This is a genomic window from Streptomyces sp. DvalAA-43 (assembly GCF_900091725.1).
GTDB lineage: Bacteria > Actinomycetota > Actinomycetes > Streptomycetales > Streptomycetaceae > Streptomyces > Streptomyces pulveraceus.
On the sequence record NZ_FMBW01000040.1, the window covers coordinates 25,518 to 40,677 of the forward strand.

Sequence of the window (15,160 nt, forward strand, 5' to 3'; positions counted from 1 at the left end):
GGGGCCCGGACACCGCGTGCGGTGTCCGGGCCCCGGCGTACGGACGAAGGAGCGGCGGTCCTACAGACCGGCCGCCGCGCGCAGCGCGTCCACGCGGTCGGTGCGCTCCCAGGTGAAGTCGGGGAGCTCACGGCCGAAGTGGCCGTAGGCCGCGGTCTGGGCGTAGATCGGGCGGAGCAGGTCGAGGTCGCGGATGATCGCGGCCGGGCGGAGGTCGAAGACCTCGCCGATGGCGTGCTCGATCTTCTCGGTCTCGACGGCGGCGGTGCCGAACGTCTCGACGAAGAGACCGACCGGCTCGGCCTTGCCGATGGCGTACGCGACCTGCACCTCGCAACGGGCGGCGAGGCCCGCGGCGACGACGTTCTTGGCGACCCAGCGCATGGCGTAGGCGGCCGAGCGGTCGACCTTCGACGGGTCCTTGCCCGAGAAGGCGCCGCCGCCGTGGCGGGCCATGCCGCCGTAGGTGTCGATGATGATCTTGCGGCCGGTCAGACCGGCGTCACCCATCGGGCCCCCGATCTCGAAGCGCCCGGTCGGGTTGACCAGCAGCCGGTAGCCGTCGGTGTCCAGCTTGATGCCGTCCTCGATCAGCTGCCCGAGCACGTGCTCGACGACGAACTCGCGGATGTCGGGCGCGAGCAGCGAGTCGAGGTCGATGTCGCTGGCGTGCTGCGAGGAGACGACGACCGTGTCGAGACGGACGGCCTTGTCGCCGTCGTACTCGATGGTGACCTGGGTCTTGCCGTCGGGGCGCAGGTACGGGATGGTCCCGTTCTTGCGGACCTCGGAGAGCCGGCGGGAGAGCCGGTGCGCGAGGTGGATCGGGAGCGGCATGAGCTCGGGCGTCTCGTCGCAGGCGTAGCCGAACATCAGGCCCTGGTCGCCGGCGCCCTGCTTGTCGAGCTCGTCCTCGTCGCCCTCGACCCGCTGCTCGTACGCGGTGTCGACGCCCTGCGCGATGTCGGGGGACTGCGCTCCGATGGACACCGAGACACCGCAGGAGGCGCCGTCGAAGCCCTTCTTGGAGGAGTCGTAGCCGATCTCCAGGACCTTGTTGCGTACGAGGGTCGGGATGTCGGCGTAGGCCTTGGTCGTGACCTCACCCGCAACATGCACCAGACCGGTGGTGATCAAGGTCTCGACGGCGACGCGGGACCGGGGGTCCTCGCGGAGCAGCGCGTCGAGAATGGTGTCGCTGATCTGGTCAGCGATCTTGTCGGGGTGACCCTCGGTGACGGATTCCGAGGTGAAGAGACGGCGGGACACATCGCTCCCTGGGGTTGCAGCGGCTGCTGGCTGATCATTTGGCGGACTGGCCGGGAGCTGCGCCCGGCATGGTCCGGGGTCAGTTTATCGGTCGCTTCCGTCCGGCGGACAGCGTGTCTCGCCCTTTGGGAGTTCTGTGACCTGAGGCACGGCCCGCCGAGGCGGGCCGGCCGCCCCGGGACAACGTCATTTACGCCCATATTTCAAGGGTTTCGGCCCGGTCGCGGACGTGACACAAGAATTTCATCCGAGACGCGACGACACGAGATCCCAGACCGTGTCGGCGAGTGCCTCCTTGGGTCCGTACGGCACCTGGGTCTCGCCGCCGTCGGCGGCGAGCACCACCGCCTCGTTCTCCTCCGAGCCGAAGGTCCGGCGCTCCCCCACCTCGTTGACCACGAGGAGATCGCAGCCCTTGCGGCGGAGCTTCTCCCGGCCGTTGGCGAGGACGTCGTGGGTCTCGGCGGCGAATCCGACGACGATCTGCCCCGGCCGGGCGCGTTCGCCGGCCACCTCGGCGAGGATGTCCGGGTTGCGGACGAGTGTGAGGGGCGCGGGCTCCTGGCCGTCCTTCTTCTTGATCTTTCCCTGCGCGTACTCGGCGGGCCGGAAGTCGGCGACCGCCGCCGCCATCACGACCACGTCGGCGTCGGCGGCGGCCTTCAGCACGGCCTCGCGCAGCTGCACGGCGGTCCCCGCGTGCAGCACGTCGGCACCGGCAGGGTCGGGCAGTCCGGTGTTGGCCTCGACGAGGGTGACCCGGGCGCCGCGGGCGACCGCGGTCCGGGCCAGGGCGTAGCCCTGCTTGCCGGAGGAGCGGTTGCCGAGGTAGCGCACCGGGTCGAGCGGTTCGCGCGTACCGCCCGCGCTGATGACGACATGGCGGCCGGCCAGATCGGCCTCGACGGGTCCCCGGGCCAGCACCCGGCGGCAGACCTCGAAGATCTCCCCCGGGTCGGGCAGCCGGCCCTTGCCGGTGTCGACGCCGGTGAGCCGGCCGACGGCCGGCTCGATGACGACGGCGCCCCGGCGGCGCAGGGTGGCGACGTTCTCCCGGGTGGCGGGGTGCTCCCACATCTCGGTGTGCATGGCGGGTGCGAAGACGACGGGACAGCGGGCGGTGAGGAGCGTGTTGGTGAGCAGGTCGTCGGCGAGGCCGTGGGCGGCCCTGGCGAGCAGGTCGGCGGTGGCGGGGGCGACGACCACCAGATCGGCGCCCTGCCCGATCCTGACGTGCGGCACCTCGTGGACGTCGTTCCAGACCTCGGTGGACACCGGGTGGCCGGAGAGCGCCGACCAGGTGGCGGCGCCCACGAAGTGCAGCGACGACTCGGTCGGTACGACGCGCACATCGTGACCGGACTCGGTCAGCCGGCGCAGCAGTTCGCACGCCTTGTACGCGGCGATGCCCCCGCTGACCCCCAGAACGACCTTCGGCTTGTCCACTGCGTCTCCCCGCACTCGGATACGAACAACCCCCATGCTGCCTCACCGCGGCGGGTCCGATGCTGTCGCCCCGGACACACCTCAGGCCCGGCAGCCGTGGCCGCCGGGCCTGAGGTGAAGGTGCAATTCCTGCTTACTGCGCGGGGCCCTCGATGGCCTCGGAGGTGAGCAGGCCCGCGTTGATCTCGCGGAGCGCGATCGAGAGCGGCTTCTCGTGCACGTGGGTGTCGACGAGCGGACCGACGTACTCCAGGAGACCCTCGCCGAGCTGCGAGTAGTACGCGTTGATCTGGCGCGCGCGCTTGGCGGCGTAGATCACGAGGCTGTACTTCGAGTCGGTGGCCTCGAGGAGCTCATCAATCGGCGGGTTGATGATGCCCTCGGGCGTGGTGATGGAAGAGGACACTCTCTGCCTTCCGAAGGGGGTAAAGATCAAAGAAACCTTTGACGTGCGGAGACTCGCGGTGGTGTGCGTACCGACTTCGTCAGTCGCTGTCGGCACGGTGGCCGGAAACCTCCAACATCAAGGCTAGCAGCTCACGGGCCACATCCTCGACGGAGGTGTTGACCAGCGTCGTATCGAACTCGGACTCGGCGGCCAGTTCGACCCGGGCGGCGGCGAGCCTGCGCTCGATCACCTCGGGCGCCTCGGTCCCGCGACCGGTGAGCCGGCGGACCAGCTCCTCCCAGCTGGGCGGGGCCAGGAAGACCAGCTGTGCTTCCGGCATCGACTGCCGGACCAGCCGGGCACCCTGGAGGTCGATCTCCAGCAGCACCGGCTCACCCGCCTCCAGGCGGTCGAGCACGGCGCGGCGGGGCGTGCCGTAGCGGTTGCCCGCGAACTCAGCCCACTCCAGCAGCTCGCCGTTGGCGATCAGCTTGTCGAACTCCTCGTCGTCCACGAAGAAGTAGTGGACACCGTTGCGCTCGCCGGGGCGCGGCCTGCGGGTCGTCGCCGACACCGAGAGCCAGACCTCGGGGTGGACCTTGCGCATATGAGCGACGACCGTGCTCTTGCCGACCCCGGAGGGGCCGGAGAGCACGGTCAGCCGCGGACGTACGTCCGGGGGTACGGGGGACGTCCCCCGGGATGTTGCAGCCATGGAGCGATTATCCAGGTTCTCAGGAGTGCCTGAGAACGTCAGGCGGGGCTGCCGCCGAACTCACGCTCCAGGGATGCGATCTGGTTGGAGCCGAGACCCCGGACCCGGCGGCTCTCGGAGATGCCGAGCCGCTCCATGATCTGCTTGGCGCGGACCTTGCCCACGCCCGGCAGGGACTCCAGCAGGGCGGAGACCTTCATCTTGCCGATGACGTCGTTCTCCTGGCCCTGCTTGATGACCTCGTGGAGGGAGGCGCCGGAGTGCTTGAGTCGATTCTTGACCTCGGCCCGCTCCCGGCGAGCCGCGGCGGCCTTTTCGAGCGCGGCTGCGCGCTGTTCAGGGGTAAGGGGCGGAAGAGCCACGCCTACGTCACCTCGGATGTCGATCTGTCGGATACGGACCGGTGAGGAAGCTGAACGCTCCACACCAGGTGAGCGACGGACACCTCGTGTACGTCGGCTCTCGACGGAGACTAGCGGCCAGGACCGCCGGAGTCAGCGAGAACCAACGAAAAGTCCTGGTCAGCCTTGGCCGACCAGGACATTTCTGGCATAACAACCGAGTTTTTTGGTCAGGAAAGAGTCAACACCCTGTTACGTGGCATGCTCACCTACCTGCGACAGCTGCCCGGATCTCGCCCGTGAGCCGTTCGGCGGCCTCGCGCAGCCCCGTCACGTCCGGACCCTGGCTCAGTACGCCGCGGCTCACGCTGGGCACCACATTGCCCACCGAGGCACCGAACACTCCGGGCAGATCCGCGGGCGTCGCGCCCTGCGCCCCGATCCCGGGGGCGAGCAGCGGACCGTTGATCGCCAGGTCGGCGCCCGCGTCCCCGAGCGTGGCTCCCACCACCGCGCCGACGGAGCCCAGCGGGGCCGCGCCCTCGTTCTCGGCGGCCATGTGGTCGAGCATGAGCTGGGCCAGCGAACGGCCGTCGGCGGCGGTGGCCCGCTGCACCTCGGCGCCCTCCGGGTTGGAGGTGAGGGCGAGCACGAAGACGCCCGCGCCGGAGAGGACCGCCGCGTCGAGCGCCGGGCGCAGCGAGCCGAAGCCGAGGTACGGCGAGACGGTGACCGCGTCCGAGAACAGCGGCGAGCCCTGCTCCAGGTAGGTCGCCGCGTAGGCGCCCATGGTGGAGCCGATGTCGCCGCGCTTGGCGTCCATCAGCACCAGCGCGCCGGCCGCCCGCGCCTCCTCGACCGCCTTCTCCAGGACGGCGATGCCGCGCGAGCCGAAGCGCTCGAAGAACGCGGACTGCGGCTTGAGCACGGCGACCCGGTCGGCCAGCGCCTCGACGACCGTGCGCGTGAAGCGTTCGAGCCCGGCGACGTCGTCGTTCAGGCCCCAGGCGGTGAGCAGCGAGGCGTGCGGGTCGATGCCGACGCACAGCGGACCGCGGGTGTCCATGGCGCGGCGCAGGCGCGCGCCGAACGGTTCGGGGCTCATGCGGTGGCCTTCCTGGTCTCGGCGCCGACGGCTTCGGCGAGGGTGGTGTACGGGGAGGCGGCCAGGCGCGCGGCCAGGCCCTTGTGGATCGCGCGGGCGTAGAACGGGCCCTCGTAGATGAAGGCGCTGTAGCCCTGGACGAGCGTGGCGCCCGCGAGGATGCGCTGCCAGGCGTCCTCGGCGTTCTCGACACCCCCGACACCCACCAGGGTGATCCGGTCGCCCACCCGCGCGTACAGGCGGCTCAGCACCTCCAGTGAGCGGGCCTTGAGGGGGGCTCCGGAGAGGCCGCCGGTCTCCGCGACCAGGGACGGCGAGGACCGCAGGCCGAGGCCGTCGCGGGCGATGGTGGTGTTGGTCGCGATGATGCCGTCCAGGCCCAGCTCTACCGCGAGGTCGGCGACGGCGTCGACGTCCTCGTCCGCGAGGTCCGGGGCGATCTTGACGAGCAGCGGGACCCGCCGCCCGGTGACGGTGCGGTCGGCGGCCTCGCGCACGGCGCTGAGCAGGGGCCGCAGCGCCTCGGTGGCCTGGAGGTTGCGCAGCCCGGGGGTGTTGGGCGAGGAGACGTTCACGACCAGGTAGTCGGCGTGGGCGGCGAGGCGCTCGGTGGACTTCACGTAGTCGCCGACCGCTTCGGCCTCCGGCACGACCTTGGTCTTGCCGATGTTGACGCCGACCGTGGTCCGGAAGACCGGCTCACGGGCGGCCAGGCGCTCGGCCACGGCCGCGGAGCCCTCGTTGTTGAAGCCCATGCGGTTGATCAGCGCGCGGTCCGCGACGAGGCGGAACAGGCGCTTCTTGGGGTTGCCGGGCTGCGGCTCGCCGGTGACCGTGCCGATCTCGACGTGGTCGAAGCCGAGCATCGCCATGCCGTCGATCGCGACGGCGTTCTTGTCGAAGCCGGCGGCGAGGCCGAAGGGGCCGTGCATCCGCAGACCGAGGGCCTCGGTGCGCAGCTCCTCGTAGCGGGGCGCGAGCGCGGCCGCGACGAAGGTGCGCAGCACGGGGACGCGGGCGGCGAGGCGGATCCACCGGAAGGCCAGGTAGTGGGCCTGTTCGGGGTCCATCCGCTTGAAGACCAGCCGGAAGAAGAACTTGTACATCGGGAGTGTCCTCACAGAGAGGGGGACACCGTTTCCGGTGTCCCCCTGCCGGTCTGCTAGTCGCGGGCCGCGGTCAGATGTTCCGCGTGTTCCTGGAGGGAACCGACGCCGACGCCTCCGTGGGTGAGCGCGTCGATGCCCTGGACGGCGGCGGCGAGCGCCTGGACCGTCGTCAGGCACGGCACGGACCGGGCCACGGCCGCGGTACGGATCTCGTAGCCGTCGAGGCGGCCGCCGGTCCCGTACGGCGTGTTGACGATGAGGTCGACCTCGCCGTCGTGGATCAGCTGGACGATGGTCTTCTCGCCCTGCGGGCCCACGCCCTCGGACTGCTTGCGCACGACGCGGGCGTTGATGCCGTTGCGCTTGAGGACCTCGGCGGTGCCGGAGGTGGCGAGCAGCTCGAAGCCGTGGGCGACGAGTTCGCGCGCCGGGAAGATCATCGAGCGCTTGTCGCGGTTGGCGACCGAGATGAACGCGCGGCCCTTGGTGGGCAGCGGACCGTAGGCGCCGGCCTGCGACTTGGCGTACGCCGTGCCGAAGACCGAGTCGATGCCCATGACCTCACCGGTGGAGCGCATCTCCGGGCCGAGGACGGTGTCGACGCCGCGGCCGTGGATGTCGCGGAAGCGCGACCACGGCATGACGGCCTCCTTGACGGAGATCGGCGCGTCCATCGGGAGGGTGCCGCCGTCGCCGTTGGCCGGGAGGAGCCCCTCCGCGCGCAGCTCGGCGACGGTCGCGCCCAGCGAGATGCGGGCGGCGGCCTTGGCGAGCGGGACCGCGGTCGCCTTCGAGGTGAAGGGGACGGTGCGCGAGGCGCGCGGGTTGGCCTCCAGGACGTAGAGGATGTCGCCGGAGAGCGCGAACTGGATGTTGATCAGCCCGCGTACGCCGACGCCCTTGGCGATGGCCTCGGTGGAGGCCCGCAGCCGCTTGATGTCGTGGCCGCCGAGGGTGATCGGGGGCAGCGCGCAGGCGGAGTCGCCGGAGTGGATGCCGGCTTCCTCGATGTGCTCCATGACGCCGCCGAGGTAGAGCTCGGTGCCGTCGTAGAGGGCGTCGACGTCGATCTCGATCGCGTCGTCGAGGAAGCGGTCGACCAGGACCGGCCGGGTGGGGCTGATCTCGGTGGACTCGGCGATGTACGAGGAGAGCCGCGCCTCGTCGTAGACGATCTCCATGCCGCGGCCGCCGAGCACGTAGCTGGGGCGGACGAGGACGGGGTAGCCGATCTCGTCGGCGATGGCCTTGGCCTCGTCGAAGGTGGTGGCCGTGCCGTGCTTCGGGGCCGGGAGCCCGGCCTCGGCCAGGACGCGGCCGAAGGCGCCGCGGTCCTCGGCGGCGTGGATCGCCTCCGGGGAGGTGCCGACGACCGGCACGCCGTTGTCCTTGAGCGCCTGCGAGAGACCCAGCGGGGTCTGGCCGCCGAGCTGGACGATGACACCGGCGACCGGGCCCGCGAGGGTCTCCGCGTGCACGATCTCCAGCACGTCCTCCAGCGTCAGCGGCTCGAAGTACAGGCGGTCGGAGGTGTCGTAGTCGGTGGAGACGGTCTCCGGGTTGCAGTTGACCATCACGGTCTCGTAGCCCGCGTCGCTCAGCGCGAAGGAGGCGTGGACGCAGGAGTAGTCGAACTCGATGCCCTGGCCGATGCGGTTGGGGCCGGAGCCGAGGATGATCACCGCGGGCTTGGTGCGGGACGCGACCTCGCTCTCCTCGTCGTAGCTGGAGTAGAAGTACGGCGTCTTCGCGGCGAACTCGGCGGCGCAGGTGTCGACCGTCTTGTAGACCGGACGGATGCCCAGCGCGTGCCGCACCTCGCGCACGACGTCCTCGCGCAGGCTGCGGATGTCGGCGATCTGGGCATCGGAGAAGCCGTGCCGCTTGGCCTCGGCGAGCAGCTCGGGACCGAGCTCGTCGGCGGCGGCCAGCTCGTCGGCGATCTCCTTGATCAGGAAGAGCTGGTCGACGAACCAGGGGTCGATCTTCGTGGCGTCGAAGACCTCCTCCTGGGTGGCGCCGGCCCGGATCGCCTGCATGACGGTGTTGATCCGGCCGTCGGTCGGGCGGACCGCCTCGGCCAGCAGCTCGGCCTTGTCGCCGGGCTCGCCGGTGAAGGCGAACTGCGAGCCCTTCTTCTCCAGCGAGCGCAACGCCTTCTGGAGCGCCTCGGTGAAGTTCCGGCCGATCGCCATGGCCTCGCCCACCGACTTCATGGTGGTGGTGAGGGTGGAGTCGGCGGAGGGGAACTTCTCGAAGGCGAAGCGCGGGGCCTTGACGACGACGTAGTCGAGGGTCGGCTCGAAGGAGGCCGGGGTCTTCTCGGTGATGTCGTTGGGGATCTCGTCGAGCGTGTAGCCGACGGCCAGCTTGGCGGCGATCTTGGCGATCGGGAAGCCGGTGGCCTTCGAGGCGAGCGCCGAGGAGCGGGAGACGCGCGGGTTCATCTCGATCACGATGACCCGGCCGTCGACCGGGTCGATGGCGAACTGGATGTTGCAGCCGCCGGTGTCGACGCCGACCTCGCGGATGATCGCGATGCCGATGTCGCGCAGCCGCTGGTACTCGCGGTCGGTGAGCGTCATCGCCGGGGCGACGGTGATCGAGTCGCCCGTGTGGACGCCCATCGGGTCGAAGTTCTCGATGGAGCAGACGACCACGACGTTGTCGTTCCGGTCGCGCATCAGCTCCAGCTCGTACTCCTTCCAGCCGAGGATGGACTCCTCCAGGAGCACCTCGGTGGTCGGCGAGAGCGTGAGGCCCTGTCCGGCGATGCGGCGCAGCTCGTCCTCGTCATGCGCGAAGCCGGAGCCGGCGCCGCCCATGGTGAAGGAGGGGCGGACGACGACGGGGTAGCCGCCGAGCGTCTCGACGCCCGCGAGGACGTCGTCCATGGAGTGGCAGATGACCGAGCGGGCGGACTCGCCGTGGCCGATCTTGGCGTTGACGGCCTCGACGACGCCCTTGAAGAGGTCGCGGTCCTCGCCCTTGTTGATGGCCTCGACGTTGGCGCCGATGAGCTCGACGCCGTACTTCTCCAGGACACCGTTCTCGTGCATGGAGATCGCGGTGTTGAGCGCGGTCTGGCCGCCCAGGGTGGGGAGCAGCGCGTCGGGGCGCTCCTTGGCGATGATCTTCTCGACGAACTCGGGGGTGATCGGCTCGACGTACGTGGCGTCGGCGATCTCCGGGTCGGTCATGATCGTCGCCGGGTTGGAGTTCACCAGGATGACACGCAGGCCCTCGGCCTTGAGGACGCGGCAGGCCTGGGTGCCGGAGTAGTCGAACTCGGCGGCCTGGCCGATGACGATCGGGCCGGAGCCGATGACCAGGACGGACTGGATATCGGAGCGCTTAGGCACGCTGGCCCTCCATCAGGGAGACGAAACGGTCGAAGAGGTACGCGGCGTCGTGCGGGCCGGCGGCTGCTTCGGGGTGGTACTGGACGCTGAAGGCCGGCTGGTCGAGGAGCTGGAGCCCCTCGACGACCTGGTCGTTCAGGCAGACGTGGGAGACCTCGGCGCGGCCGAACTCCGTGTCGGACACCTTGTCGAGCGGGGCGTCGACGGCGAAGCCGTGGTTGTGCGCGGTGACCTCGACCTTGCCGGTCGTGCGGTCCTGCACGGGCTGGTTGATGCCGCGGTGGCCGTACTTCAGCTTGTAGGTGCCGAAGCCGAGGGCGCGGCCCAGGATCTGGTTGCCGAAGCAGATGCCGAAGAGCGGGGTCTTCCGCTCCAGGACGCCCCGCATGACGGAGACCGGGTGGTCGGCGGTGGCGGGGTCGCCGGGGCCGTTGGAGAAGAAGACGCCGTCGGGCTCGACCGCGTACACGTCCTCCAGAGTGGCGGTGGCGGGCAGCACGTGCACCTCGATGCCGCGCTCGGCCATCCGGCGCGGGGTCATGCCCTTGATGCCGAGGTCGATCGCGGCGACGGTGAACTTCTTGGTGCCGATCGCGGGGACGACGTACTCCTCCTTGGTGGCGACCTCGGCGGAGAGGTCGGCGCCCACCATCTCGGGGGCCTGCTGGACCCGGGCGAGCAGCGTGGCCTCGTCGGCGACCGCGTCACCGGAGAAGATGCCGACGCGCATGGCGCCCCGCTCGCGCAGGTGGCGGGTGAGGGCGCGGGTGTCGATGCCGCTGATGCCGACGACGCCCTGACGCTCCAGCTCCTCGTCGAGCGAGCGCCGCGAGCGCCAGTTGGAGGGCACCCGGGCGGGGTCGCGGACGACGTAGCCGGAGACCCAGATCCGTCCGGACTCGGGGTCCTCGTCGTTCACCCCGGTGTTCCCGACGTGCGGGGCGGTCATCACGACGACCTGGCGGTGGTAAGAGGGGTCGGTCAGCGTCTCCTGGTAGCCGGTCATGCCGGTGGAGAAAACCGCCTCGCCGAAGGTCTCCCCCACGGCCCCGTAGGCGCGGCCGCGGAAGGCGCGGCCGTCCTCCAGGACGAGTACGGCGGGAGCTTTCACGGCTCCCCGGGTGGAGATCGTCATCGTGCGGTGCCTTCCGTAGTTCTGGTGAGTTGGTCGATGGCCTCGACCCAGGCGGGGTGCTCGGCCGAGCGGTCGGAGCGGAAGCCGGAGTCGATCAGCTGGTCGCCGTGGGCCCAGGTGATGATCAGCAGGCCGCCCTCGGGGAGGACCTTGCCGGCGATGCCCTTGTCGAGCCGGGCCTCGCGCAGCGCGGCGGCCGGCACGAAGAAGTCGGCCGCGCCGGGGCGTACGACGTCGAGGCCCTGAGCGGTCAGGGTGAGTTCGACGCGGCTGCGGGTGCCGAGGCCGTGGGCGACGATCCGGTCGAGCCACTGCCCGGCGGTGGTCGAAGCGTGGTACCGGCCGGTCAGGGTGAGCGGTTTCTCGCCGTCCGCGAACCCTTCCGGGGTGGAGGCGAGTTCCGGCAGACCGGACTGGAGGCTGCCCCGCCACTTCCATCCCTGGCGCATCAGCCAGTAGACGAAGGCGATGAGGACGATCAGTCCGATGACCCAGCTGATCCGGGCGGACCAGTCGGTCACCTCTGCCGACTTCTGTTCGGCAGCGAGCTGGTGCAGGGGGATGAGTGATGTCACGCGAGCTTCCCGTCGACGACCGTGGCACGGCCCCGCAGGAAGGTGTGGGTGACTCGGCCCGGCAGCTCGCGCCCCTCGTACGGAGTGTTGCGGCTGCGGGACGCGAAGCCCGCGGGGTCCACGACACCACGGTAAGCCGGATCGACCAGGGTGAGGTTGGCGGGTTCACCGGCCGAGACGGGCCGGCCGTGTCCGTCGAGCCGGCCGATGGCGGCGGGGCGGAACGACATCCGGTCGGCGACGCCCGCCCAGTCGGTCAGCCCGGTGTCGACCATCGTCTGCTGGACCACGGAGAGCGCGGTCTCCAGGCCCACCATGCCCATGGCGGCGGCGGCCCACTCGCAGTCCTTGTCCTCGTGCGGGTGCGGGGCGTGGTCGGTGGCGACGCAGTCGATGGTGCCGTCGGCGAGCGCCTCGCGCAGGGCCATCACGTCGGCCTCGGTGCGCAGCGGCGGGTTCACCTTGTAGACCGGGTCGTAGGACCGTACGAGTTCGTCGGTGAGCAGGAGGTGGTGCGGGGTGACCTCGGCGGTGACGTTCCAGCCCTTGGACTTGGCCCAGCGGACGATCTCGACGGAACCGGCGGTCGACAGGTGGCAGATGTGCACCCGGGAGCCGACGTGGGCGGCGAGCAGGACGTCGCGGGCGATGATCGACTCCTCGGCGACGGCGGGCCAGCCGCCGAGGCCGAGTTCGGCGGAGACGACGCCCTCGTTCATCTGGGCGCCCTCGGTGAGGCGGGGCTCCTGGGCGTGCTGGGCGACGACGCCGTCGAAGGCCTTCACGTACTCCAGCGCGCGGCGCATGATCACCGCGTCGTCGACGCACTTGCCGTCGTCGGAGAAGACCTTCACCCCGGCGGCCGAATCGTGCATGGCGCCGAGCTCGGCGAGTTTCCTGCCCTCCAGGCCGACCGTGACGGCGCCGATCGGCTGCACGTCGCAGTAGCCGGACTCCTTGCCGAGCCGCCAGACCTGCTCCACCACACCGGCGGTGTCCGCGACCGGGAAGGTGTTGGCCATGGCGTGCACGGCGGTGAAGCCGCCGACCGCCGCCGCCTTGGTGCCGGTCAGGACGGTCTCGGAGTCCTCGCGGCCGGGCTCGCGCAGATGGGTGTGGAGGTCGACCAGGCCGGGCAGGAGGATCTGGCCCTCGGCCTCGACGACGGTCGCGTCCCCGGCGTCGAGGCCGGTGCCGACCGCCGCGACGGTCTCGCCGTCGATGAGGACGTCCTGGGGGGCGCCGCCGAGGATCCTCGCGCCGCGGATAAGGATCTTGCTCATGGTTACTTGTTCTCCTCGGTACGGGACGGGGCGGCGGGGGCGGCGGATTCGTACCCCCCGAGCAGCAGGTACAGGACGGCCATGCGGATCGAGACGCCGTTGGCGACCTGCTCGACGACCGTGCACCGGTCGGAGTCGGCGACCTCGGCGGTGATCTCCATGCCGCGCACCATCGGGCCGGGGTGCATGACGATGGCGTGCTCGGGCATCCGCGCCATGCGGTCGGCGTCCAGACCGTAGCGGCGGGAGTACTCGCGCTCGGTCGGGAAGTACGCGGCGTTCATCCGTTCGCGCTGCACACGCAGCATCATCACCGCGTCGGACTCCGGCAGCACCTCGTCGAGGCCGTAGCTGATCTCGCAGGGCCACTGCTCGACGCCGACCGGCACGAGGGTCGGCGGGGCCACCAGGGTGACGTGGGCGCCGAGCGTGTTGAGCAGATGGACGTTGGAGCGGGCCACCCGGCTGTGCAGGATGTCGCCGACGATGGTGATCCGGCGCCCTTCGAGGTCCCGGCCGAGACCGCTGTCGGCCCCGACCAGGCGGCGGCGCATCGTGAAGGCGTCCAGGAGGGCCTGGGTGGGATGCTCGTGGGTGCCGTCACCGGCGTTGACGACGGCGCCGTCGATCCAGCCGGAGGTGGCGAGGCGGTACGGGGCGCCGGAGGCGCCGTGCCGGATGACGACGGCGTCGGCGCCCATCGCCTCCAGGGTCAGCGCGGTGTCCTTGAGCGACTCGCCCTTGGAGACGGACGAACCCTTCGCGGAGAAGTTGATGACGTCGGCGGAGAGGCGCTTGGCGGCGGCCTCGAAGGAGATGCGGGTACGCGTCGAGTCCTCGAAGAAGAGGTTGACGACGGTACGGCCGCGCAGGGTCGGGAGCTTCTTGATCGGCCGGTCCGCGACCCTGGCCATCTCCTCGGCGGTGTCGAGGATCAGGACGGCGTCGTCGCGGGTGAGATCGGCGGCCGAGATGAGGTGGCGCTTCATCTGGGTGTTCTCCGGGGGCTGGAGGATTCAGGCATGCGGGCGTGCGGAAGCAGCCGTACGGGCCCGTGAGGGGGCCGTACGGGTGTGGTGGAGCTACTGCCCGCCCGCCGGGGCGGTCCGCTCGACGCCGAGCAGCACGGCGTCCCGGCCGTCCTCCTCGGCGAGCTGGACCTTGACCGTCTCCCGCAGCGACGTGGGGAGGTTCTTGCCGACGTAGTCGGCACGGATCGGGAGTTCGCGGTGGCCACGGTCGACGAGGACCGCGAGCTGCACCGCACGCGGCCGGCCGATGTCGCCCAGGGCGTCGAGCGCGGCACGGATCGTGCGTCCCGAAAAGAGGACGTCGTCGACCAGGACGACCAGGCGGCCCTCGATGCCCTCGCCGGGGATCTCGGTGCGGGCCAGGGCGCGCGCCGGGCGCAGCCGCAGGTCGTCGCGGTACATGGTGATGTCGAGGGAGCCGACCGGCATCTTTCCGCCGGTGATCTCTTCGAGTTTTTCGGCGAGCCTGCGGGCGAGGAACACGCCTCGCGTCGGGATGCCGAGGAGCACCACGTCGTCGGCGCCCTTGGCGCGTTCGACGATCTCGTGGGCGATCCGGGTCAGTACCCGGGCGATGTCGGGAGCCTCCAGAACGGGGCGTGCCGCATTGCCGGGGGCTTCGTGCTGTGCGTCCATAAGAAACGGACCTCCTTCTCCGCCTCACGGGACGGACCTTAAAGGACGTCGAAATTGCGTCATCCACGTTACCAGGGCTTGCGCCGCCCTCTGATCGCACCCCCGGGAGGCGCCGGTCCGGACCATTCGGCTTGACGCATCCAAGTAACGCTGCGTAACCTCACAGTGAGTTACCAGCAACGCGGCGGAGCCGCGAAATGTCCCAGCGTCCGGGGAGCCATATGTCCAGCGAATACGCAAAACAGCTCGGGGCCAAACTCCGTGCCATCCGCACCCAGCAGGGCCTCTCCCTCCATGGCGTGGAGGAGAAGTCCCAGGGCCGCTGGAAGGCCGTTGTCGTCGGTTCGTACGAGCGCGGCGACCGTGCCGTGACCGTGCAGCGCCTCGCTGAGCTCGCGGACTTCTACGGGGTCCCGGTGCAGGAGCTGCTGCCCGGTACGACGCCCGGAGGGGCCGCCGAGCCGCCGCCGAAGCTGGTCCTGGACCTGGAGCGCCTCGCCCACGTCCCGCCGGAGAAGGCCGGTCCGCTGCAGCGCTACGCGGCGACGATCCAGAGCCAGCGCGGCGACTACAACGGCAAGGTGCTCTCGATCCGCCAGGACGACCTGCGCACCCTGGCCGTGATCTACGACCAGTCGCCGTCCGTGCTCACGGAGCAGCTGATCAGCTGGGGCGTGCTGGACGCCGACGCGCGTCGCGCCGTGGCCCACGAAGAGGGCTGAGGCCCCGCTGAAGAAACGTGCCGCCGTACCAGTGCGGGTTCAC

At 70.5% G+C, this 15,160-nt stretch carries 14 protein-coding genes; 1 reads left to right on the forward strand and 13 read right to left on the reverse strand.

The window, feature by feature from the left end; translation table 11 throughout:
- Positions 1–60: 60 nt before the first annotated feature.
- The 13 genes from metK to pyrR form a co-directional block, all read right to left on the reverse strand.
- Positions 61–1,269 (reverse strand): methionine adenosyltransferase, encoded by a 1,209-nt coding sequence (gene metK / locus GA0115234_RS12690; protein WP_093541028.1) that lies wholly within the window; start codon positions 1,267–1,269, stop codon positions 61–63.
- A 243-nt stretch (positions 1,270–1,512) separates the two neighbouring features.
- Positions 1,513–2,715, reverse strand: coding sequence for a bifunctional phosphopantothenoylcysteine decarboxylase/phosphopantothenate--cysteine ligase CoaBC (gene coaBC, locus GA0115234_RS12695; protein WP_093541029.1), 1,203 nt, complete (start codon positions 2,713–2,715; stop codon positions 1,513–1,515).
- Between the two features lie 133 nt (positions 2,716–2,848).
- Positions 2,849–3,121, reverse strand: a complete 273-nt coding sequence (rpoZ, locus tag GA0115234_RS12700; protein ID WP_003970369.1) for a DNA-directed RNA polymerase subunit omega — start codon at positions 3,119–3,121, stop codon at positions 2,849–2,851.
- 79 nt (positions 3,122–3,200) lie between these two features.
- Positions 3,201–3,818 carry a guanylate kinase gene (gene gmk, locus GA0115234_RS12705; protein ID WP_093541030.1) on the reverse strand — a complete coding sequence of 206 codons (618 nt, stop codon included), beginning with the start codon at positions 3,816–3,818 and terminating at the stop codon, positions 3,201–3,203.
- 38 nt (positions 3,819–3,856) lie between these two features.
- Positions 3,857–4,180 carry an integration host factor gene (locus GA0115234_RS12710; protein WP_003970367.1) on the reverse strand — a complete coding sequence of 108 codons (324 nt, stop codon included), beginning with the start codon at positions 4,178–4,180 and terminating at the stop codon, positions 3,857–3,859.
- A 244-nt stretch (positions 4,181–4,424) separates the two neighbouring features.
- Positions 4,425–5,264, reverse strand: a complete 840-nt coding sequence (gene pyrF / locus GA0115234_RS12715; protein WP_093541031.1) for an orotidine-5'-phosphate decarboxylase — start codon at positions 5,262–5,264, stop codon at positions 4,425–4,427.
- On the reverse strand, positions 5,261–6,370 hold the full coding sequence (locus tag GA0115234_RS12720) for a quinone-dependent dihydroorotate dehydrogenase (protein ID WP_093541032.1): 1,110 nt from the start codon (positions 6,368–6,370) through the stop codon (positions 5,261–5,263). The genes pyrF and GA0115234_RS12720 overlap by 4 nt, the downstream gene beginning before the upstream one ends.
- Before the next feature lie 56 nt (positions 6,371–6,426).
- Entirely contained in the window at positions 6,427–9,735 is a 3,309-nt protein-coding gene (carB, locus tag GA0115234_RS12725; protein ID WP_093541033.1) for a carbamoyl-phosphate synthase large subunit, read from the reverse strand.
- Positions 9,728–10,870: a glutamine-hydrolyzing carbamoyl-phosphate synthase small subunit gene (gene carA, locus GA0115234_RS12730; protein WP_093541034.1), complete on the reverse strand. Its 1,143-nt coding sequence runs from the start codon at positions 10,868–10,870 to the stop codon at positions 9,728–9,730. Before carA ends, carB begins: the two co-directional genes overlap by 8 nt.
- The gene (locus GA0115234_RS12735) at positions 10,867–11,445 is read right to left on the reverse strand and encodes a PH-like domain-containing protein (protein WP_093541035.1); all 579 of its coding nucleotides are present in this window, start codon (positions 11,443–11,445) and stop codon (positions 10,867–10,869) included. The genes carA and GA0115234_RS12735 overlap by 4 nt, the downstream gene beginning before the upstream one ends.
- The gene (locus GA0115234_RS12740) at positions 11,442–12,728 is read right to left on the reverse strand and encodes a dihydroorotase (RefSeq protein WP_093541036.1); all 1,287 of its coding nucleotides are present in this window, start codon (positions 12,726–12,728) and stop codon (positions 11,442–11,444) included. Before GA0115234_RS12740 ends, GA0115234_RS12735 begins: the two co-directional genes overlap by 4 nt.
- A 2-nt stretch (positions 12,729–12,730) precedes the next feature.
- Complete coding sequence (locus GA0115234_RS12745) at positions 12,731–13,717, reverse strand: aspartate carbamoyltransferase catalytic subunit (RefSeq protein WP_093541037.1); 987 nt, start codon at positions 13,715–13,717, stop codon at positions 12,731–12,733.
- A gap of 93 nt (positions 13,718–13,810) precedes the next feature.
- Complete coding sequence (gene pyrR, locus GA0115234_RS12750; RefSeq protein WP_093541038.1) at positions 13,811–14,395, reverse strand: bifunctional pyr operon transcriptional regulator/uracil phosphoribosyltransferase PyrR; 585 nt, start codon at positions 14,393–14,395, stop codon at positions 13,811–13,813.
- 221 nt (positions 14,396–14,616) lie between these two features.
- Between pyrR and bldD the strand changes: the two genes are divergently transcribed.
- Complete coding sequence (gene bldD / locus GA0115234_RS12755; protein ID WP_014044812.1) at positions 14,617–15,117, forward strand: transcriptional regulator BldD; 501 nt, start codon at positions 14,617–14,619, stop codon at positions 15,115–15,117.
- Positions 15,118–15,160: the final 43 nt, after the last annotated feature.